Origin of the sequence: Streptomyces sp. NPDC005485 (assembly GCF_040606085.1) — a bacterium.
In the GTDB taxonomy this organism is placed as follows: Bacteria; Actinomycetota; Actinomycetes; order Streptomycetales; family Streptomycetaceae; genus Streptomyces.
The window spans coordinates 67,244-88,705 of record NZ_JBEXDZ010000003.1; the positions used below are offsets into that span (position 1 = coordinate 67,244).

Consider the following 21,462-nt stretch of genomic DNA (forward strand, 5'->3'; position numbering starts at 1 on the left):
CAGCTCCAGGAGTTCGTCCGTGGGCCCGCCGCGAGGGTGACCTTGTGTCGGCCCGCCGGCGCAGCCGCGACCTCATGATGCACCGCTGACCCGGCACTGACCTGCCGCCCCAAGGTGCTTGCCCATGCAGCCATCCAGCTCGCCTGCTCCTTCGGCGGTCACAGTTACGCGAGTCACGTCCCATGATCGTTCAGCGTGCGTCGAGGGTGAGGTGCGAGACGCCGTGCAGGTGCGACGTGGCGGTGACGTGGACGTTCCCGGTCCGCCCTGTGGACCGTAGGACGGCGAGGGCGCGACCGTGGTACGCGCGCTGAGTGGGATCGGCGAACGGGCGGGTGGGGTCAGGTCTGGCGCTGCCGTACCCCACGAGCTCGGCCGGGCCCTCGATCCTGAGCTCGATGTCGTCGTCCGCGAGCATCTCCACCGTGCCGGCGCCGTCGACGATCTCGACCTCGACGAACGCGAGGTCGTCGCCGTCGGCCCGCAGGCGAGCCCTGTCTGCGGTCAGACGGACCTCGAGGTCGTCCCCCGCCGAGCGGAGCACCGTCCGGGACACCTCGCGCCCTCCTCGGTAGCCGACCGCGACGAGCTCGCCGGCGGCGTACGTGGCGGTGAACCGAGCGGTGTAGCGACGTCGTCTCCCGGCCCTGCGACGGCCGGCGGAACGCCCGTTGACGAACAGCTCCACCTCGTCGTCCGCGGAGTAGACCTCGATCTCGGCCTTTCGGCCCGCGCAACCGCGCCAGGCCCAGCTCTCGACAGCGTCGGTGCTGCGCCACGCGACCCGCGCGACCGGCTGTCCCGCCCGGTCGAGGGGCCGCACACCGATCGCCGGCCCGGGGTGCGTTCCCCATGCCACCTGCCCGAGGCGCAGCGAGAAGTCCGGCTGCCCGGTCAGGTCGATGACCCCGGGCCCGGCGATGAGGTAGGGATACGGCTTGACCAGCCCGGTCCTGCGGCCGGGCGCCCACACCCCGACCCCCGACTCCCCGAGGTATTCCCAACCGACCCAGATGAAGTCGCCGATGACGGACGGGTACGCCGTGACGAGGTCCCACGCGCGGGCGATGTCTCCGGGCAGGGTCTCGCTGCCGACGATCACGCGGTCGGGGTAGGCCTTCACGTCGTGCTTGTAGCGCGCCAGCCCGTAGTTGTAGCCGGCGATGTCCACCTCGGCGAACGCGTCGCGTGTCGCACGATCGGCGATGGGGAGTCGCGAGACGACGTCCATCATGCGCCCGATCTGATTGACCAGACGATTGGCTTCCGTGCTGCCGGGCCCCTGCTTGCTGGGTTGAGCCCCCTCCGGCGCGTCGGAAGCACCCGCGTACGGGGACCTGTTCATCGACGACAGGACATTGAGGAAGATGTTGAGGGCCACCGTGACCGGGCGGTCCGGGTCTGCCGCCCTGACGTACGCGGTGATCTCACGGGTGAGCGCGACGCCGTCGGGGTGCGCGGTCTCGGGGATCTCGTTGCCGATCGAGTAGATGACGACGGAGGGCCGGTTCCGGTCCTTCTCGATCAGGCGGTCGGCATCCTCGCGCCAGGTGTCCAGGAACCGGTGCGCGAAGTCGTGCGTGGACTTGGACTGGATCCAGTAGTCGGCAAGTTCGTCCATCACGTACATGCCCAGCTCGTCGCACGCGTCGAGCAGGTGACGTGACATCGGATGGTGCGCCGACCGGACCGCGTTGAATCCGTTCTCCTTGAGGATCCGGATGCGCCGGAACTCCGCGGCCCGGTGGGTGGCGGCGCCCAGGATGCCGTTGTCGTGGTGGATGCACGCGCCGCGCAGGTTGACCTGCTGCTTGTTGATCCGCAGGCCGTGGCGGGCGTCGACGTGCACGGTGCGCAGCCCCACGAGCTCGCGACGGGTGTCGACGACGGCACCGTCGTGTTCAACCGTCGTGACGAGCTGGTAGCGGAACGGGTCCTCGGCGGACCACAGGCGGACCGCGGGCACATGCAGGTGCGCGACCCCGTCGTCGGCCGCCACGGCCTGAGCCACAGCCCCTGCCTCGGAGTGCAATACGACGCGGACGTGCACGGGCCTGTCGCTGTCGTTCACGACCGCGGTCCGGACCTCGACGACCGCGTCAACACCATGGAGCGTCGTCCGCACGCCGACACCGTCATCCTCCAGGCGCACACGACTGCGAATCCGCAGGGACACCGACCGGAACAGGCCGGAGCCGGGGTACCACCGGCCTGCGGGCTGTGCGGCGTTGTCGACGTCGACAGCGATCTCGTTCTCGTCGTCCCAGTTCAGAACGTCGTCGATACGGAAGCCGAACTCGGTGTACCCGCTGCGCACGATCCCGACCCGGTGGCCGTTCACGGTCACGACCGACTCGCCCTGGATGCCGTCGAACCGGAGCTGGACGTCTCGACCGCGGTACGCGGGGTCGGCGTACCAGCGCGTGCGATAGACGTACCGACCCCCCGGGAACCATCCGGTGTCGGACCTGCCGGAGGCGTCGGACGACCGGGGCTCGGTGATCATCGCGTCGTGCGGGAGGCGTACGGCGGCCTCCTCGGCACTGCCCTGGCGACGCACGGTCCAGTCACGAAGGTCGACGCGGTCTGCGTCGAGCTGCACGTCGGTCCCGGTCACGCGGTCACCTCCAGGGTGGTCGTGACCTCGGCGGCGGAGCTGCCCCCGACCCAGAGGTCGAGGACGGTGGCGTCGAGCTGGTACGTGCGGGTCGCGGCGCTCCAGTAACGGAGCTGGTCGGGGCCGAGCTCGAAGCTCACCGTGGTGGTGGTGCCCGCGGGGACCAGGACTCGCTCGAAGCCCTTGAGCTCCCGCACGGGCCGCGACGACGCCCCGTAGCGCTGGTGGACGTACAGCTGCACGACCTCGTCGGCGTCGCGCTCGGACGTGTTGGTGACGTCGACCGACACGGTTGCGGTGTCCCGGCGGGCCATGGACGTCCGGTCGATCCGGAGGTTCGTGTACGCGAACGTGGCGTAGGACAGGCCGTGGCCGAACGGATACAGGGGCGCCCCGTTGTCCTGGAAGTACCGGGCGTGCTGCTCCTGCGGCGCGAAGGTCCGGTAGTGGGAATACACGAGCGGCACTTGTCCGACGTGGCGGGGCCACGTGAAGGGCAACCGGCCGGCGGGCGAGACGTCACCCACCAGCATGGAGGCGACCGCTTCGCCCCCACGTGTCCCCGGGTACCACGCCTGCACGATGGCGGGGACGTGTTCGTCCGCCCACCGCAGGTCCAGCGGACGGCCCGACAGCACGACCAGGACCACGGGGGTGCCGGTCTCGGTGACGCGCTGCAGCTGTTCGAGTTGACGGCCGGGGAGGTCGAGCGTGGAGGTCGACGCCTTTTCGCCGATCTGGTTCTGCGGCTGCCCGACGACCACGATCGCGACGTCGGCGTCCCGGGCGGCGGCGACGGCTCGCTCGATTTTGGCGTCCTCGTCCAGGTCGGCCGGGGTCGGGACGACGGTCGGGTCCAATACGTCGAACGGCGACGGGTGCAGCCGCTCGGGGGCACCGGTCCCGGCCGTGTACTCGACCCGGATGCCGTCCCCGAGCCTGGCGCGCAGCCCGTCGAGGATCGTGACCGTCTCGGAGGTGTCGTGGTCGAGCACCCATGGTCCGAGCGTGTCGCGCCGGGAGTCGGCGAGCCGGCCGATGACGGCGACGCTGGTGAGCTGCTCGGGCCGTAGTGGCAGCGTGGCCGCGTCGTTCTTGAGGAGGACGAGGGTGCGTTCGGCCGCGTCCCGGGCGGCAGCACGGTGCGCCGCGGCGTTCAGGACCGCGGGTGCCGCGTCCTCGTCGGTGTAGGGGTTCTCGAACAGGCCGAGCCGGAACTTCGCCGCGAGCACCCGTGACACGGCGGTGTCGAGCGTTTCCTGGGTGACCAGCCCGTCGCGTACCGCCTGCGGGAGGTGGTCGAACGCCGGGGTGAAGGTGCACATCTCCATGTCGAGGCCCGCGTTCAGCGCCCGTACGGCGGCGTCCTGCTGGTCCTTCGCGAAGTGCTGTGTCTCCAGCGACTGGACGGCGTTGGCGTCCGAGACGACCCAGCCGTCGAAGTGCAGTTCGTCGCGCAGCAGGTCGCGCAGCAGCCACCGGTTCGCGGAGGCCGGCACGCCGTTGAGGTCCATGTAGGCGCTCATGACGTTGGCGGCGCCCGCTTCGATCGCGGCTCGGAAGGGCGGCAGGTAGACGTTGCGCAACTCGGCGTCGGAGATGTCGGCGTCGTCGTAGTCGCGTCCGCCGCGAGCGGCGCCGTACCCCAGGAAGTGCTTCGCGCCGGCAAGGACGGTCTCGGCCCCGAGGTCGCCCTGGAACCCGCGGACCTGCGCCGCGGCCATGGCCGCGGCGAGCACCGGGTCCTCCCCGGCCCCCTCGATGATGCGGCCCCAGCGAGGGTCGCGGGCGATGTCGATCATGGGTGCGAACGTCCAGCGGATCCCCGCTGCGCGGGCCTCGCGGGCCGCGACGACCTGCGCGGCCTCGGCGGCGTCCGGGTTCCAGCTCGCGGCCATCGCGATCGGCACGGGAAAGATCGTGCGCAACCCGTGGATCACGTCGTTGCCGAACAGCAGCGGGATGCCCAGCCGGGTGTCCTCGACGGCGCGGCGCTGCAGTCGGTTGCCCAGGGCGGGGTCCTTGACGAACAACAGCGACCCGGCGCCGCCGCACGAGACCGCGGCTTCGACGTCGTCGGGCTGCTGCACGAAGGCGCGATGCTCGGGCGGCAGGGACTCGATGTCGAAGTCGTCCGGGATCGGCTCACCGCTGCCCATGTAGAAGAACTGGGTGAGCTGACCGGCCTTCTCCTCCAGGGTCATGCGGGCCAGCAGATCGCTCACCCGGTCCTCGACCGGCAAGCCGGCGTCGCGGTAGCACGCCTCACTCTCCGTCTTCCGGGGGCCGGCGTCGTTCGGGATCGTGTCGGGGGCGGTTGTCATCGGGAGCTCTCCTTCGTTGCTCTACGCGCGACGGCCGCCAGGAGCGGCCGCCGGCTCTGGACCCGGGCGCGGTAGCCGAATCCGTTCAGGTGAAGATCGTCGTGGGGGTAGGTACTGGGCGGCGCAGGCCACCGCGGTGGTCGGCGAGGACCGGCCACAGGTCGACGTACCGGGTGTCGGCGTGGGGGAACTTCAGGAGTCATGGATCCAGTAGCCGGCGATGTCGTCGGCGGGTTCGGTCACGAAGGTGACGGCGCCGCCGATGAGCCGGGTGCTCTCAGGCCGGGTGGAGTCGAAGGCGGGCCAGCCGAGCTCGTCCGTCGCCAGGAACCGGCTCCAGGCGGTGGCGAGTTCCTCGCGGATCGTTTGATTGCCCGGGGTGTCGATGTCCAGTGCTGTCAGTTTGTCTCCCAGGTAGATCAGCTCCACACCGTGGAAGGCGCTGCTGCCCGGACCGAACGGCTCGCCGGAGATCAGGTACGTGTGGACGCGACCGCCCGCCGCGGTCTGGGCCCGTGCCAGACGGGCCGACGGCACGCGGTAGATCGCGTCGCTGAGGAAGCGGGTGCGCAGCTCCAGGAGATCGTCCGTGGGCCCACCGAGCTGGTTCGCGGCCGGTAGACCGCGCGCACGGTAGGCGTCCAGCAGTCCGTAGGGGTCGTCGAGTTCTGCCCGGCGCATTTCGCCTATGAGGGCGGCCTCGTCGGTGGGGCGGAACGAGTCGGCGCCGAAGCAGGCGTGCATGCGCACCTCGTCGTCGTTGGCGCCGATGAGCAGCGGAATGTTCTTCGCCACCCCTGCCAGGACCGCCTGGTGAGGGTGGTCCGGAAGTACCTGACCGTCGTGGACGATGCCCCAGCCGTGTCCGTCCGGGAGGTGGCGCAGGCCGATGTCCGAGGGGATGACGGCGCGCTGCGCGTCGAGGATCTGATCGAGTGGGACGTGGGCCAGGCTTTCGAAGTCCCTGACGCCGACGGCGGCAAGTAGATCCTGGGTCACTGCGGATGCGGCCTCGCGGCGGTAGACGCGACCGGTGCTGCCGCTGTGCAGGATCGCCTTGTGGAAGGTGCCTGCGGCGGCAGGAAGGCTGAGCAGGGCGCCGATGCTGAATGCCCCGGCCGAGTTCCCGGCAACCGTGAGGTTGTCGGGATCACCGCCGAAGGCGGCGACATTGTCCCGGACCCAGCGGAGTCCGGCCGCTTGGTCCTGGAGCCCGAGGTTGGCACTGTCGGCGAACCCCTCGCTGCCCGGCCCTGTAGGAAACAGCCATCCCAGCGCCCCTACGCGGTAGTTGACGGCCACGACCACGGCGCCGGTCAGCCGGGACAGCGCAGCGCCGTCGAAGGCCGGGGGTGACGCGGAGCCGGTCTCGAAGCCGCCGCCGTAGATCCAGACGAGTACGGGGCGTCGGCCGGTCAGCTCGGGGGTCCACAGGTTCAGGTAGAGGCAGTCCTCGGCTGATGGGCCTGTTTGCGCGCCGAGCGCCATGGCGATGGCGAGTGCACGCGGCTCCAGGGCGGCGAGGCTTCCTTGAGTGGAGGGATCCATCATGGGATTTCGCTGTGCCGGGGCCGCGGGGAAGGCGACACTGTCGCGGACACCGGTCCAGGCCGCGACGGGCACGGGCGGACGCAGTCTCAGTCGCCCGATGGGCGGAGCGGCGAAGGGGATACCGGCGAAAATTCCGCCTGCATCGCCCCAGCGGGTTCCTCGCACTGACCCGTGGTTCGTGCGGACCGTCGGGAACCGAGCGGATTCACTCATGTATCACACCTCCGCCCTGTTCCTGGGAGGTCCCCATCAGGGCGAGGATCGCCGGGTCGTCCGTCAGGGCTGAACCGTCCACGAAGCGGCCTGCGTCCACGCGGCGGATGAACTCAGCGGTGCGGTCGAGAGCTTCGAGCGCCTCGGGCAGCAGGGAGCCGAATACGGGCCAGGCGTGGTGCATGTGCGGCCAGAGTTCCAGCACTGTCTCCACGCCGCAGCCGGCGGCACGTGCGGCCAGGGCGACCGAGTCGTCACGCAGCACCTCGGAGCCTGAGGCCAGGATCATCAGCGGGGGCAGACCGGTGAGGTCGGCGAGTGCGGGGCAGGCTTGCGGATCCTCGGGGCTCTGTCCGGCGAGGTAGTCGGCGGCCATCTGCGTGCCGAGCCAGGGGGTGATCATGGCATCGGTGGCGGCGTTCGCGGCCCAGCTGCCCGATGCCAGGTCTTCCGCGCGCAGGTCGAACACGCCGGACCAGAGCACTCCGGCCACGGGTGCGCCGTCGCCTGCGTCACGGCGGCGCAGCAGGAGCGAGGCGGCAAGACCAGCTCCTGCCGACTCGCCGGCCACGACGATCCGGGCCGCCGGATAGGTGGCCCGAACGGCTTCGTAGGCGTGCTCGCAGTCGTCGAGCCCGGCTGGGAACGGGTGTTCAGGTGCGAGTCGGTACTCGGGCGCCACGATTCGGGTGTTCAGACGCAACGCCAGGAGGCCGGCCGCGGCCCGCGCCTGGGCCGCGGTGCCCGTGCGGAAGCCGCCGCCGTGGATGTGAAGGATGACCAGGTCCTCGCGCGGCTCCGGCAGGCTGAAAAGCAGCGCGCCCGTCAGGCCGGGGAACGCGTCCTCGACCACGCCGTCCGGTACCGGGATCGCCGCCGCAAAGCGGACGGCGTTCTCGCGCTCCTGGGCGAGCGTGGGGTGCGTGGCGGCCCGACCGGCTGTGACCAGTCCGGAAAGCCACTCGTGGGTCTTGCTGGGCATGGGTCCCCCAAGTCATCGGAGAGAGAGGAGACCAATGGGGCGGGAAGGGCATCCGCCCCACGGTCCGTCAGTTTGCGTCCGTTCCGGCGGCGTTGAAGGCGGCGTACTGCTCCTCGAGGTCGAGGAGGAACTTGGGGCCGCCAGGCACCATGGCGGCCGCGTCGCGGATCGTCGTCTCGCCGGACTCGGTGTCGGACTGATCGATGTACGCCGCGGCCTCGGGGAAGTAGCGGACCAGGGTGTCCGTGAAGATCTTCATGGCCCCCGGACGGTCCATCAGCTCACCGAGCGTGGTGTCCAGAGTGACCGGGCCGCTGGGCTGATCCGGTGCCGGCAGGTGGACGGTCCAGGTGTGATGACCGGCGGTGACGTCGAACGGCGCGCCTGCCGGGCCCGGCAGGTCGACCACCGCGGTGGCGTTGGGCGGGACGAGCGCGGTGATGTGCAGCTCCTCGCCGTCCAGACGCCAGGCGATCTCCGCGCGGCCGTACGGGGTGAGCAGTGCCGCCTGCGCGCGGTCCAGCCCGCCGCCGGGGCGCGGGGCCAGGCGCAGTTTCCGGTAGCCGGGTTCGGCGGGGGCCAGGCCGGCGACGGTGCGGTGCAGCCAGTCGGCGACGGCGCCGAGCGCGTAGTGGTTGAACGAGGTCATGCCGCTGGGGTTGACCTTGCCGTCGGGCAGTAGGCTGTCCCACCGCTCCCAGATGGTGGTCGCGCCCTGGGTGACGGGGTGGAGCCAGGACGGCTGCTCGGTCTGCAGCAGCAGTCGGTAGGCCGCGTCGAGGTGGCCGGTCTCGGCGAGGGCGTCGCAGATCAGCGGCGTGCCGACGAAGCCGGTGCTGATCTTGTAGCCGCCGCCGCGGACCAGGTCGGCCAGCCGCTTGCCGGCGTGCGCCCGCTGCGCCTGGCCGGGCAGCAGTGCGAACTGGAGCGCCAGCGCATAGGCGGTCGGGGCGTCCGCCATCATCCGGCCCGCGCCGGTGACGTACTCGGAGGCGAAAGCCCGGCGGACCTCGGCGGCGAGAGCGCCATAGCGGACGGCGTCTGCCTCACGGCCGAGCAGCTGCGCCGCCTGGGCGACGATCTCGGCAGAGCGGGCGAAGTAGGCGGTGGCGACGATCTCGCCGGGGGTACGCGCCTGATCCGGGCGCCCTGCCGGGGCGTTCGGGTCCAGCCAGTCGCCGAACTGGAAGCCGCTGTCCCACAGGCGTGACTCCCCGGCCAGCGAGGCGACGTGGTCGACCCAGCCGCGCATGCTCTCGAACTGGGCCGCGAGCACGCCGAGGTCGCCGTAGGCGTGGTGGAGCACCCAGGGCACGATCGTGGCGGCGTCGCCCCACGCGGCGGTCGGGGTGTCGGCGCCGTCGACGCACTTGGGTACGACGAAGGGGACCCCGCCGTTCTTCCCCTGGTCGGCGGCGAGGTCGGCGAGCCAGGAGGTGAGGAAGCCGGCGCTGTCGTACAGGTAGGCGGCGGTGGGGGCGAAGACCTGGATGTCGCCGGTCCAGCCCAGGCGCTCGTCGCGCTGCGGGCAGTCCGTCGGGACGTCGAGGAAGTTGCCGCGCATGCCCCAGACCACGTTCTGGTGCAGCCGGTTGAGCAGCTCGTCGGAGCTTTCGAAGGTGCCGGTGCGCTCCAGATCGGAGTGGATCACTACGGCACGCAGGTCATCGGGGTTCAGTTCGCCGGGCCAGCCGGTGACCTCGGCGTAGCGGAAGCCGTGGAAGGTGAACCGCGGTTCGAAGGTCTCCGGACCGCCGCCGCGCAGGATGTAGCGGTCGGTGGCCTGCGCACTGCGCAGTGGTGCGGTGGCGAGTTCGCCGTCCTCCAGCACCTCGGCGTGGCGCAGCACGACCTCCTGCCCGGCCTCACCGGTCACCGTCAGACGCAGACGGCCCACGAGGTTCTGGCCGAAGTCGACGATCGTTTTGCCGGAAGGCGAGATCGTGACGGCGGTCGGTGCCAGCTCCTCGATCCGGCGCACGGGCGGGCCCACGGGGGCGACGAGCGTCGCGGGGTCGCGTTCCTCGGCGCGCACGCCCCGCCAGTCGGCGGGCTCGACGCGGGCGTCGTGGGTCTCGCCGTCGTAGAGGCTGCTGCGGCGGATCGGGCCCTGGGCTGCCTGCCAGCGGCCGTCCGTGTCGGTGGTCACGGTGTCGGTGCTGCCGTCGGTGTAGCGGATCTCCAGCTGAGCCAGCCAGGCCAGCCGGTCGCCGTAGACGGCGCGCTTGTCGCCGGTGAAGCCGAGGCGGCCGCGGTACCAGCCGTCCGCGAGGAGAGCGGTCAGGTTGTTCTCGCCGACCCGCAGGAGGGCTGTCACGTCGTAGGTCTGGTAGCGCAGGCGCTTGCCGTACGTGGTCCAGCCGGGGGCGAGGACGTGGTCGCCGAGGGGCGAGCCGTTGAGCTCCGACTCGTAGACGCCGTGCGCGGTCGCGTAGAGGCGGGCGGCCGCGACGCCGGGGCGGATCGTGAAGCCGCAGCGCAGGTGGGTGGCCGGCTGGTCCTGCTGCGCGTCCTCGTCCCAGTCGGCACTCACGAAACGGGCCTGCCAGTCGTCGGGGCGCAGCAGCCCGGTCTCGGCGAAGGCCGGTTCGCTCCAGCGCGACCACACTCCGTCCGTGCCCCGCACACGCACCCGCACGCCCACGCGCTCCCGCGAACCGAGGGCGTCGAAAGGCCAAGCGACCAGGACCGACTCGTCGCCTTCGGCCTCGGCCGTGGCGACCACGTCGCCCTCCGCGGCCAGTCGCTGGATCTCATAGGCCGCCTGCCGCCATCCGGGAAGCTCGGTCCGGGTGGTCCACGACAGGCGGGGGCGGGCTTCGCCGATGCCGAGCGGCTCGCGGTGGTGCTCGAACCGCAGGCGCGCGACCGCAGGGATGGGGAGAAGGGCTTCAGGCACGGCGTCTGTTCCTCGCTGTCGGGGCTGTGCACGGACGTCGTCATACGCCTGTCGCGGCGATCACGACGACGACAGAGGAATGGAACGATTCAATTCCCAGCGGCGACCGGCATGCCCCGGATGAGATTCCTCGGTGGCGACCCTAGCGCCGAATCCCAAACAGAGCTAGGTTTCTGCTCCGTTAACCCAGCGCAACGCGCCATGACCGTCCTAGATCCCGCCCCCTCCGGGATTCCGGGGTGGGGCGTCGGCCGACTGAATGGGTTCAACGCCCTACTGTTGCTCCGTCGACCGGAGCCCATCCATCGAGAGGGCACACCGCCGTGACATCCTCACTCACCCCCACCGCGCCTGCGGCCGAGGCCGAAGCCACCAACCCCGTCCGGGGCGCGCGGTTCGCGCTCATCGCGCTCGCACTGCTGTGGCCCACCCAACTGCTCACCCTCGTCGGCATGCTGACGGGCAACGCGCAGGCGTCCGTGGCCGTCCACTTCCAGACCACTCACATCGCCTGGTTCATCCTGTCCACGGCGCTGGTCTCCACCCTGCTGACACCGTTCGTGATCAAGGCCGCCGACCTCTACGGCAAGCGCCAGGTGATGATCGCCATCACCCTGACCGGTCTGGTCGGCGACATCATCGCCGCCTCCGCGGGCAACTACTCCACGATGCTGATCGGCCGCAGCATCGCCGGCTTCTACGGGCCGATCGGCGCCCTCACCTACGCCACCGTCCGCGAGGTCCTCCCGCCGAAGCAAGCCGCCACGGCCAGCAGCATCGTCGGCAGTGGTGTCGCCTTCGTCGCCATCGGCGGCCCGTTCCTGACCGGCTGGGTCCTGGACGACTACGGTTTCCGCGGGGTCCTGTGGTCCATCGTCGCGGCCACCGCCATCGGCCTGCTGCTGATCCTGTTCGGTGTGCCGAAGACCCACTACCGGGACCCCTCCGCCCGGATGGACTGGATCGGCGGCCTGCTGCTCGGCGGCGGACTGACCGCGCTCACCTACGGCATCGGCCAGGGGACGGACTGGGGCTGGACCTCCGCCGGCACGCTCGGCTGCGTCATCGGCGGCCTGGTGGCCGTCGCCCTGTTCGCGGTCTCCCAGAGGTACATCGCCCAGCCCCTTGTCCACCTGGCCATGCTGGGCCGTCGCAAGGTATGGACCGTCATACTGGCCTCCGCTCTCACCGGCGGCGCACTCTTCGGCACCGGCATCATCGCCTCGCTGCTGGTGCTCTACCCGAAGATTCCCACCATCTCGGACGGCCTCGGCATGACCGCCACCCACGCGGCGGTGATCGGCCTGCCGGCGAGCTTCCTGATCCTCGCGCTCGGCTTCGGCACGGGCACGCTGCTGCGGAAGGTCGACGCGCGCCTACCGCTGATCCTCGGCGGCCTGATCTCCACCGTCGGCTACCTGGCTCAGGCGGCCTACCACTACACCAACGCCGAGCTCATCTGGTGGGGCAACCTCTTCGCGATCGGCTTCGGCATGATCGTCGCGGTGATCCCGATCCTGATCATGCGGGCGGTCTCACCGGAGGAGCAGGCCATCGCCAGCGGCATTCAGTGGATGTCGATCGGCGTCGTCACCACGCTGGTCACCACACTCACGTACGTGATCCTGGCCCAGGACGGCAAGGTGCTCCAGGGCACCCAGTTCTACCTGGACCAGGGCTACAAGAACGCCTTCTACTTCGCCGCAGGTGTTGTGTTCGTCGGCACGCTGGCGGGCCTGCTGATCCCGAGTCTCAAGCCCGAAGCGGACGTGGAGACGGCTTGAGCGCGAACGGGTGCGTGATGTCCGGCGCCGGACATCACGCACCTGGCGGCCGGCAGAGGCGGTTGAAGGCGTCGATCGCGGCCACCATGTCGATGCCCTCGTCCAGCAGCCACTGCTGTTGCAGACCGTCGGAGACGGACACCAGAAGCTGCGCCAGCTGGTCTGCCGGGATGTCGGTACGCACCGTCCCGTCGGCCTGGCCCTGGCGCAGCCCGTCCTCGATGGTCTCGCGCAGGCGGGTGTAACGCTCGACGAAGAAGCCGTGCGCAGGATGCTCTGGATCGGCTGCATCGGCCGACAGGTTCACGAACAGGCTGACCAGGCCCGGCGAACGGGTGTTGTGCTCCGCAGTTCGGGCCATCGCATCACCCGGGCTGATCGCCGTGCTCGTGTGCTCCGCCGCGTCCGCGGTGTCGCGCTCGGCGAGGACCGCCGTCAGCAACTCCTCGCGGGAGTCGAAGTAGTGCAGCACCCCGGCCTGCGACATGCCGACCCGGTCGGCGATCTCCCGCAGCGACGACCCCCGGTCCCCATGCTCGGCGAACACCTCCAGTGCGGCGCGCATGATCTGCGCCCGACGCTCAAGTCCCTTGCGGTACGGCCCTCTCGGCCTGCGTGCGGTGGTCACGGTCGGACCGTACCGCGCCTGGGGCTTTCCATGAAAACCGAATGGCGTTTGCCGTTTGCTATCCGCCCTCAACCCCGAAAGCTCACACCCATCCACGTTCCCCGTCGCCGCTGGTGGAGGTGTTCTCACAGTCGGCAGGCGCCGTCGCCGGCGACAAGGATCCTGGGCCGGTTGGGGTTCTTCCCCAGACGGACCTGACGCGTGGGCGGCGCCACCCCCAGCCTTCGCCGACCAGGCCGGTCAGCAGATGATCAGCGGTGCGGGCCACCTCCTCGAGGACGGCGCAGGCCGCACGCGATGACTTCGCGTGTCGCCCTCCGCTCACGGGCCCACTGACATCCAAGTCACTCGTAGGACTCCGTTAGGTTGCTCTGGCTCTTGGGTTCTGGCTGGTGGTTGTTGTTCTGGGCAAGGGGCGGTGGCAGGTGGTGCAGGGTGCCGGTCCAGCAGTTCAGCAGGTCTTGGATGGTGTCGAGGATCTGGTAGAGGGTGAGTCCGCTGAATCGGCTTTTGCGGCCAGACGCTGCTCGGTGAGGAACGCGTGGGCGGCGGTGACCAGGGTGACGTGGTGGTGCCAGCCCGTCCAGGAGCGTCCCTCGAAGTGGTCCAGGCCGAGGCCGTGTTTGAGTTCCCGGTAGTCGTGCTCGATGCGCCAGCGGATCTTGGCGAGGCGGACCAGTTCGGCGAGGGAGAGGGTGTCGGGCAGGTTGGTCAGCCAGTGGTCGGTGGGTGTCTCGGCGCCCGCGGGCCATTCGACCAGCAGTGTGACGTCGGGCAGGACACCGTTCCGGTGGCCTTCCCGGGTGGTGGCGGTGGCCTGGGCCAGGCGTCGGGATTTGATCCCGGCCGGCCGTACCCGCAGGGACAGGAAGTGCGAGCGCATCGGCCCGCGGGAGCCTTCCCTCCAGGTCACTTCGGTGAAGGCCTGCCGCCCCTGGCCGGCCGCCAGCGCGGCCACCGGGGACGGCTTGTCGCGGTAGCGAGGCTGCGGCTTGCGGCCGTCGCCGGACCAGGTGGGGGCCGTGGGCACCGCATCATGCGGGTGGACGGTCACATCCGAGCGGATCGCCACCACGTAGCCGATGCTCCGACGCTCCAGCCCGTCACGGAAGTCGGCGTTTTGCTCGTAGGCGGCGTCGGCCACCAGCACGGGCGGAATGAGACCCCATCCGGCCAGTTCGTCGAGGACGTCCAGGGCCAGGCGCCACTTCTCCCGGTGCCCGATCTCCTCAGGGATCCCCGTCTTGCGTCGGCGGACCGGATCGTCCGCCCACTCTTGGGGCACGAACAGGTTCGAGGGTGCCTACGGTCAGAAGCTTGATCCGGTAGACCTCACGGTGGTGGATGAGGCGCACAGGACTTCCGGGTCGATGGGTAAGGCGTGGGCGGACATCCACGACCAGAGCGTCATCCCGGCGTACCGGCGGCTGTACCTGACGGCCACACCGCGGATCTGGGAGGAGCGGCTGAGCCGCGAGGTTGCTGAGGGGGTGCGGGATCCGCTGCCGCGGGAGATGGCGGCTTCCATGGCCGCTCCTCGCCCATCAGCCGCTCCGGGGTGACAACCGGATCCTTAAGCTCCAGCACGATGATCTGGTACCGCGACCGGTTGGCGTTCAAGCTGATCCATGCCTCGTACACGGTCGGCCTCTCCCAGCCCCATTCTGTGTCAAGTCCAGGCGTGCTGCCTTCCTTTCCGGCCTGGCGGCTTCCTATGGGCTGCAGGACACTCGATGTCTCACTGGCAGGGCGGGAGAAGTCAAGGGCGCGGTCGGCGCGGATGACGGTGCCGCCCAAGTTCAGATGCGTCAGCCCGGCCGCGTTCCCACGCTCCAGCGCGGTCGCGAGGTCAGGGGCTCCGGCGGCGCACGGTCAGTCTGGTCCTTCGTGGAGGTACCGGTAAGCAGAAGGGTCCGGGTCGATCAAAGCCTTGAATGGCCGAGTTCGAGATCCCTGCGTGTGAACCGTCGTCAACTTTCGCCAGTCGCTCTCGTTGGCTCGGTGACGTCGGGGTGGCCGTAGCGTCTGCACCAGCTGAGGATGTAGTGCTCGTGCTGGCCACACCAGCGGAAAACGGCCTGGCAGTTCATGGGCAGGTGGGAAGGGTGTTCGCCGCGGGCCAGGATGAGCGGGCCGAGGTAGCTGACGAGTTTGTTCGCCGTGTTGAGCGGCACGTGCGCAGCCTGGTGCAGGGAGCGGTAGTCGGTGGCCTGTCCAGCGGCGATGGCGCCGGCCATCCGGGCGCAGGTGGCTCCGCGGCGGCCTGAACCGAAGTAGTCGTGCAGGGTGGGCTTTGTCCCATCGACGCCGGTGGGAAACCGCAGTGGCGGCAGTCTGCGTCCGGTGGAGGCGAGGCAGATGGCCTCCACTAGGTCCGCGGGTCCGCGGGACTTGTGGATGACGCCCACGACGTCGGGACGGACGCTCGCTTCGTCGAGAAGGTCGCGTTCCATGGTGCTGCCCTGGGCGGCCATGATCGCAGGTGCACTGCGTTGCAGCTCGCGCAGCGTGTCGAGGACATCCAGGCCATCGAAGTTTCGTTCGAGCCGGCGATCGTTCCAGAGTAGATCCGCGAGCACGACATCGAAGCGCAGTCTGTCTTCCACCGCCCGGCGCAGGGCGTCCGGGGAGTTGGCGAGCACGACCTCGGCACCCTCGATGCCGTCGTTGAGGATCGGCTCAACAATCCGGCCCAGCGCCGCGGCCACCAGGATGCGCAGCTGTTGTCGGTTCACGGTCTCAGAGTGTGCTGGGTGCGCCGGACCCGCAAGATCTTGCCGACAGGTGCGAGCTGCTGCACGATTTTGCCGAACGTCGAGCGCAACAGTGGATTCCATTCCTGACCTCGACAGGATGCCGCGAGAGGGTGGATTAGCCGAGGGCAGCGGTCGTCCGGAATCTCCGGCCGCGCCGCCCGGGCTTCGGGAAGGGAAGGTGAGTCCGGTGGTGGAATCCCTGGAAGACCACCAATCGCGACAGGTTAAGCCACGCTCGAAGGCCTGGGTCTTCTACGCCGTACTGGCTGTCCTCACTCTTGTTGCCCTGCCCGGCGCGGGTGCCGTGATGCTTCTCGGCACCGTGCTGTTCGGTGGCTATGCCTGGTACCTGTACCGGGGCGGCAGCATCGTCATCTGGTTCTGGTGACGTCATGGGACACCCGATTCTGGCAATAGTCGCCTACGCCGAGACAGTGGACCAAGCCGTCTACCCGCAGCCGCTACTCGGCACCGGCCCATGTGCGTTCGTCCTTTGGGAAGACGAACGCCTCGTGTACTCCACCAGGGCCACCACGGTCGAGGTGCTCCGCCTGGCACAAGGCCGGTGGGAGCAGAATGCCACGCTGAAAGGAGTGGATATCCACATCGCCGTCACTACTGCCCGAACGGTTCTGGCTTGCCGCAACTTCGACAAGGGAGGCGGATGGATCGGCACTCCCGGTGCCATGCTGCTGTTCAACGCTGGCAGCATGCTCGCCGCGGCAGTCCGCCGACGCGGCAAGATACTCACCGGGCAATTGCGCCACGAGTGGCTGCGCGAGGTCAGCTACCACGGCTGGCAGCAGCCCGGCTGGTCCCAGCCGGGCCTGACGCTCGCATGGACGGACGGCGACGGCCCAGCTGCCCTGCGCCTGACCCTGCACGGTTCCGCGACCGACCCACGCCAAGCAGCCAACGCTATCGCCGCTGCAGCCAGCGCCGACCGCCAGCGCCGAGGCGTCCCAATGCCGGCCTGGCCGGGCCTAACCGGCTTCCGCGTCACCGCCTCAGGTCCCCAGCAGGGCGGCATCGCCGCGATCCCCTGCCCAACCCCCGCCACGCCCCCGAGCCCAGCCTCCTCCGGCCAATGAGAGGCGAAGCCTGTGAGCGCCAGATCCCATTACGCCGCGCTATTCCTGCTCCTCGCGGGGCTTACGGCTGGCTGCTTGACCAGCGCACCCGCGAGTCAGCCGAAGTCCAACTGCACTGGGAAACACATCTTCATCGGCGTCCGCGGGTCAGGCGAGCATGCAGGGTTCGGTGACACCATCGGGGCAGTAAAAGATCGACTTCAGCAGACCGCCTCCGGATTCACTGGCTTCGAAGCAATCGACTACGTCGCCGTGGACGTGATAGACCCCAGACTCTGGGGAAAGTACGACGCTAGCTACGATCAGGGAGTGGAGCAGCTGGAAAACGCGCTGTACTTGAAGAACCATCAATGCGCCAACAACACCTATGGAATTGCAGGCTATTCACAGGGTGCCGACGTGGTTGCTGGGACCCTCAACAGTCTCTGGAAATCCAGCTCGGCTGTGGATCGGCATCTCGCCGTCCAGATTGATGCTGTGGCACTCTTGGGTGACCCCCGCTACAACTCCAAGGACGTAGCTGCAGCAGCCGTAGCCCACAAGCACGGAATACCGATTCTTGCCGTCCTGCCGTCCGACCACGGTGGCGTCAGACCGGTCTTTCCCGAGGCCTTTGCTGACAAGGTGCGCTCCTGGTGCCTACCCAAAGACCTAGTTTGCGATCTGGCCCCCGCCACAGCAATCGCATGCACGACGCCCTCTCCCTTGTGCACAAAGCTCCTCGCCACCCAAACCGCCTATCACCTTGCCTACAAGAAGACCGGCTATACCACCAGTGCTGCCGACTGGCTGGCACACAAGATACGCAGCTCAATCGCACCATCGGAAACCTCACCCCCTGTCCAGCCTGCGCCCTCCGACTCCCCATACGCGGGTGACTGGCACGGAACACTGCTGCAAGACAAAAAGGAGGTCTACACCATCGATGTCCATTACACCGGCGGGCAGCAGGGAGAGGAGATAGCCACCGTCAACTACCCCACCCTCGGATGCAGCGGCCAATGGCTCCTTACCAAGGCTTCAGCCCGCGCAATTGTCGTACGCGAAGAGATCACCAAGAATTCCCACTGCATCCCGGAGGTAGACATCACGTTGACACCTTTGGGTCAGGGCACCCTGGACTACAAGATATCGACGCCAGTGAGTGTGACGGGGCAGTTGCACCGGCGCTGAAAGCGCGACCCGCGGCTTTAGCCCACACATCCTTGACCCTGACGAGTTGGCTGCAGAGACTGAAGCCCAGATGGAAGAGACGATCCAGATCATCCAGGCCGTGCTCAAGGGCATGGACCGGCGAAAAGCACTGGCGCTGGTCGTCGTCTACGTCAGCGTGCTCGTCTTCCTGCTCTCGGTGCATCTGTCCCTCACCTATCACGAGGTCACAGATCTGCTGACCGAGACCACAAGCGGCGACTCATTGGTATACGCAACCGGTGCGGGCTGGCTCGCTGGCAAGATCTGGGATCGCCTGAACCCCGACTCTGACGACGCCGAATAGGTCCGCAGAACCAACTCGGCGGTAGTTCAGAGAAGGCTCCATCGACCTGCTGGACATCCTGAAGCACGCGGAGGTCATAGTCCCGGCGAGGAACGCGGAGCCGATACGCTCCCGGCGACCACACACGGGCACTATCCTTTGGCGCCCAGGTCGGGCAGTGGTGGTCGGGGGCGGTCGTGGTCAGCGCCGCCGAGCCTGAGGATCTTGTGCAGGCAAGGCGGCGGGGCGCTCTGCGGTATGGACGTGCCGTTAACGAGCGGCGAACCAAGTGCCAAGTAACCCGCCAGTAGACTTCGGCCCCTTGCCGGGACGTGGCGAGGGGCCGAGTGGTGTCGCGGGCGTCAGGCTGCGGCCGGGTGGGCTCCGGCGCCTGGGGAACGGGCTGGGCGAGTTGGAGGCGGCTGCCCATATTCAGCCGCACCTCGCCGAAGGGCTGAATGTGCATCCAGAACAGAGGAGTCAGGGCCCGCTTGTCCTCCTCGGTCAGGAGGTTCGCCCACTCCGGATCAGCGAGCATCTCTTGGATCATCAGCGTATTGACGAAGACGAGCGCGGTTTGAAGGAGATGGAGGGCAACGACGGATAGTTCCTGCTGGTCACGGCGGTTGCTGCTCAGTTCGCCGCTCTTGCCGAAGAAGATGATGTCGTTGGCGCCGTTCCAGCCCTCGACGACGTTCACGCCCTCTTGGATCTCGCGTTGGAGGTCGCGGTCGCGCAGGTAGCGGGCGACGAAGATGGTCTTCTGTGCTTTGCCGACCTCCAGCATGGCCTGGTAGACGGGGTGGGAAGCGGTGCGGGTGAAGCGCCGCAGGCTGTCCTCGTCCTCGCGGCCGGGCCGGTAGAGCTTGACCTTGTTGATCTGTTTGATGCGGGACAGCAGGTCGTAGCCCAGGAGCCTGGTCAGTCCGAACCCGATTTCCGACTGGCCGTGCGAATCGACGTAGTTGCCCTCTGCCTGCATCGTGGTCGCGTGCCGCATCATGCCCTCGATCGCCGCGGCGACCTCCGAGGCGGTGCAGTTCAGAAGCTGGCTGTGAATGGCCATCGAACCTTTCTCGATGTGCCAGTACACGAGCACGCCGCGGCCCCCGTACCGGGAGTGCCACTCGGTGAAGATGTTGCGGTCCCAGGCTTTGAAGTGCGTGGAATCGCTGGCCACGGTGGTGGTGCCCTGCCCCCAGACGGTCTCGGAGCGGGCGGCGAAGGTGGCGTTGGCGATCTCGACGCCGGCGGCCTTGAGACCGACGGCGGTCAGATAGCGCCGCGCGATGTAGCGCAGCTCCTCCTCGCTGTGCCCGTGTGCGCCGGAGGCGACGGAGCTGATCCCGGAGTTGGTGCCGTACGCGTAGGCGATCAGGAGCAGGCGTTCCAGGAGTTTCGCCTCGTCGATGGCCTCCCTCGTGCCGACCGGGGCCATCGCCTTGAGCATCCCGGTGCGCAGGGCGGCCTCTTTCAGGATGTCGATCAGGGCGACGGTGCCCCATTTCTTGCGGATCGCTTTCTTGAGCTTGCGCAGGTTCTTGGGCTCTTTCTGCGGCTCGGGGTCGGTGAACTTGATTGCCCCCTTGCGGTGCTTGCCGCTGATGGTGACCCAGTGCAGCTTCGGAAGCTTGGTGTCCAGCGCGCCGAGCTCGGCGCGCATCTCGGCCTTCAGCTGGGCGGTGAAGACCTGCGCCTCGCGCGGCTTATTGAGCTTCTCGTAGTACTCCGCGCGCCTGACCTCGAAGTCGTCGGGCAGGTCGTCGTCGGGGTTGCGCCAATTGTCGGCGCCGGTCACCCAGATCTCCTTGCAGCGCAGCCTCTCGCGCAGGGCCTGGAAGACGCACGCCTCGTACACGGTGCGCATGATGCGCTTGGGCCCCTTGTCGGGGGTGAAGATCACGAACTCCATCCAGTCCTTGCGGACGACGCCGTCCAGCGGGATGGTCTCGCCGAGCGGCAGGTAGGTGGTGGAGAGTCCTTGTGCCGCTCGATCAGCTTCAGCGCCTCCATGACGGGCTTGTGCTGGTCGCTGGAGGAGCAGAAGTCGAGCACGCCGAGCAGCTTCATCAGCCCGCTGCGGTTGTGGTTGGAGTAGGAGGACTTGAACACCTCCCGCTTGTTGTGGGCGAACTCCGCGTTCGTCGCCTTCATCTCGGCGACCAGATCCTTCAGCGTCTTCTCCCCGCCGGCCGCCGGGAAGACCACCGAGCGGACCGAGCCGTCCGGGGCGCCGAGCGAGGCGGCGGCGATCTTCCCCAGCAGCCCCGGCTTGCCGCGGACCTTGGTGAACTCGGCGACGAACGCCTCGGTCACCTTTTTCTCCGCCCGCGCGTTGATGCGGTGCACGGTGGAGTTCAGCAGCTCCACCAGGGTCTCGGTGATCTCCCGCTGGCGCTGGAAAAGCAGCGCAGCAAGCAGCACGTGCCGTACGGGAGTATCGAAGGGCCGCAGGTGGCTGGGTGAGGACGCCGAGGCCCTGGCCCGCCAGGCGCCCACGACCTGCACGCCGATGCCGACGAACACCTTCTCCGGGATGCCGACGGCGCGGACCCGCTTGAGCTTGGATATCTCCTCCAGCAGCGAGTTGAGACTGACGTTGCCCGGATGGGACTTGATGTCCGCCAGGACCGACTCCACGTCGTTGTCTTCGTCGTCCTCGGTGGTGTCGTCGTCCACGGCCTCGGTGTTGACCCCGCCCCCCTCGGCCGTGTCGTCTTGGGCGGCGTGGTCGCCGGTCGGGTCGGTGAAGACCAGAGCGTCGAGCCGGCCAGGGCAGTTCTCTTCCCGCGCGAGCCGGCACACCCGTCACGGTCACCGTGCCGCCGTCGGGACGGGCCAGTTCGGTGGATTCCCAGTCCGCCAGCCCCTTGGCCTTCGCACCCAGGCGCTGCCCGCCGCCGGGGGTGGTGAGGGTGAGCGGGACGTCGGCGAGCAGGGCCCGGCCGGAGGTGTCGAGATTGTCGGCGTGTTCGTCGTGCGAGAGCAGAACCACATCGACGCGGCCCACGTCGGCGGGGCTGCCGAGAGAGGGCGCGGTCTTGGTTCCTCCGCAGTCGTACGCAGCCGCAGCCGCGTTGATCGAGCCCTACATCACTCCCTCGGTCGACCCTCGCTCACGCGCGAGCAGCATCAACTTT

At 68.7% G+C, this 21,462-nt stretch carries 13 protein-coding genes and 4 pseudogenes; 5 read left to right on the top strand and 12 right to left on the bottom strand.

Annotated elements, in window-relative coordinates; all coding sequences use genetic code 11:
* Positions 1–190: 190 nt before the first annotated feature.
* From ABZS97_RS02425 to ABZS97_RS02445, 5 genes are all read right to left on the bottom strand, one after another.
* The gene (locus ABZS97_RS02425; protein WP_356132616.1) at positions 191–2,617 is read right to left on the bottom strand and encodes a glycoside hydrolase family 2 TIM barrel-domain containing protein; all 2,427 of its coding nucleotides are present in this window, start codon (positions 2,615–2,617) and stop codon (positions 191–193) included.
* Entirely contained in the window at positions 2,614–4,941 is a 2,328-nt protein-coding gene (locus ABZS97_RS02430) for a glycoside hydrolase family 3 N-terminal domain-containing protein (RefSeq protein WP_356132618.1), read from the bottom strand. Before ABZS97_RS02430 ends, ABZS97_RS02425 begins: the two co-directional genes overlap by 4 nt.
* Positions 4,942–5,133: 192 nt before the next feature.
* Positions 5,134–6,705 (bottom strand): carboxylesterase family protein, encoded by a 1,572-nt coding sequence (locus ABZS97_RS02435; protein ID WP_356132620.1) that lies wholly within the window; start codon positions 6,703–6,705, stop codon positions 5,134–5,136.
* The gene (locus ABZS97_RS02440) at positions 6,698–7,687 is read right to left on the bottom strand and encodes an alpha/beta hydrolase fold domain-containing protein (protein ID WP_356132622.1); all 990 of its coding nucleotides are present in this window, start codon (positions 7,685–7,687) and stop codon (positions 6,698–6,700) included. The genes ABZS97_RS02435 and ABZS97_RS02440 overlap by 8 nt, the downstream gene beginning before the upstream one ends.
* A 67-nt stretch (positions 7,688–7,754) precedes the next feature.
* A complete protein-coding gene (locus ABZS97_RS02445) occupies positions 7,755–10,586 on the bottom strand; it encodes a family 78 glycoside hydrolase catalytic domain (protein ID WP_356132624.1) in 2,832 nt (943 codons plus the stop codon).
* Positions 10,587–10,909: 323 nt separating this feature from the next.
* Here ABZS97_RS02445 and ABZS97_RS02450 point away from each other — a divergent pair, with 323 nt between their 5' ends.
* Positions 10,910–12,370 carry an MFS transporter gene (locus ABZS97_RS02450; RefSeq protein WP_356132626.1) on the top strand — a complete coding sequence of 487 codons (1,461 nt, stop codon included), beginning with the start codon at positions 10,910–10,912 and terminating at the stop codon, positions 12,368–12,370.
* A 34-nt stretch (positions 12,371–12,404) separates the two neighbouring features.
* Here ABZS97_RS02450 and ABZS97_RS02455 read toward each other — a convergent pair whose 3' ends face one another.
* Together ABZS97_RS02455 and ABZS97_RS02460 are read right to left on the bottom strand one after the other, a co-directional pair.
* A complete protein-coding gene (locus ABZS97_RS02455; RefSeq protein WP_356132628.1) occupies positions 12,405–12,998 on the bottom strand; it encodes a helix-turn-helix domain-containing protein in 594 nt (197 codons plus the stop codon).
* A 451-nt stretch (positions 12,999–13,449) separates the two neighbouring features.
* Positions 13,450–14,289 (bottom strand): annotated as a pseudogene (locus ABZS97_RS02460) (IS701 family transposase); the annotation flags it as partial.
* A gap of 1 nt (position 14,290) precedes the next feature.
* On the opposite strand from ABZS97_RS02460, the pseudogene ABZS97_RS02465 reads away from it, so the two are divergent.
* Positions 14,291–14,527, top strand: a pseudogene (locus ABZS97_RS02465) (DEAD/DEAH box helicase family protein); the annotation flags it as partial.
* 238 nt (positions 14,528–14,765) lie between these two features.
* Here the strand turns inward: ABZS97_RS02465 and ABZS97_RS02470 are convergent.
* Positions 14,766–14,906: pseudogene (locus ABZS97_RS02470) on the bottom strand (IS5/IS1182 family transposase); the annotation flags it as partial.
* Between the two features lie 62 nt (positions 14,907–14,968).
* Positions 14,969–15,733 carry a hypothetical protein gene (locus tag ABZS97_RS02475; RefSeq protein ID WP_356132630.1) on the bottom strand — a complete coding sequence of 255 codons (765 nt, stop codon included), beginning with the start codon at positions 15,731–15,733 and terminating at the stop codon, positions 14,969–14,971.
* A gap of 208 nt (positions 15,734–15,941) precedes the next feature.
* On the opposite strand from ABZS97_RS02475, the gene ABZS97_RS02480 reads away from it, so the two are divergent.
* From ABZS97_RS02480 to ABZS97_RS02490, 3 genes are read left to right on the top strand one after another with little or no spacing between them, the layout of a single operon-like run.
* Positions 15,942–16,142, top strand: a complete 201-nt coding sequence (locus ABZS97_RS02480; protein WP_356132632.1) for a hypothetical protein — start codon at positions 15,942–15,944, stop codon at positions 16,140–16,142.
* Positions 16,143–16,146: 4 nt separating this feature from the next.
* Positions 16,147–16,845, top strand: coding sequence for a hypothetical protein (locus tag ABZS97_RS02485; protein WP_356132634.1), 699 nt, complete (start codon positions 16,147–16,149; stop codon positions 16,843–16,845).
* A gap of 12 nt (positions 16,846–16,857) precedes the next feature.
* Positions 16,858–18,018 carry a cutinase family protein gene (locus ABZS97_RS02490; protein WP_356132636.1) on the top strand — a complete coding sequence of 387 codons (1,161 nt, stop codon included), beginning with the start codon at positions 16,858–16,860 and terminating at the stop codon, positions 18,016–18,018.
* A gap of 206 nt (positions 18,019–18,224) precedes the next feature.
* Here the strand turns inward: ABZS97_RS02490 and ABZS97_RS02495 are convergent, their stop codons facing one another.
* The 3 genes and pseudogenes from ABZS97_RS02495 to ABZS97_RS02505 all read right to left on the bottom strand — a co-directional run.
* Positions 18,225–20,234, bottom strand: coding sequence for a Tn3 family transposase (locus ABZS97_RS02495; protein ID WP_356132638.1), 2,010 nt, complete (start codon positions 20,232–20,234; stop codon positions 18,225–18,227).
* Positions 20,222–21,127 (bottom strand): hypothetical protein, encoded by a 906-nt coding sequence (locus ABZS97_RS02500; protein ID WP_356132640.1) that lies wholly within the window; start codon positions 21,125–21,127, stop codon positions 20,222–20,224. The genes ABZS97_RS02495 and ABZS97_RS02500 overlap by 13 nt, the downstream gene beginning before the upstream one ends.
* Positions 21,117–21,368, bottom strand: a pseudogene (locus tag ABZS97_RS02505) (MBL fold metallo-hydrolase); the annotation flags it as partial. The gene ABZS97_RS02500 and the pseudogene ABZS97_RS02505, both read right to left, overlap by 11 nt.
* Positions 21,369–21,462 lie beyond the last annotated feature (94 nt).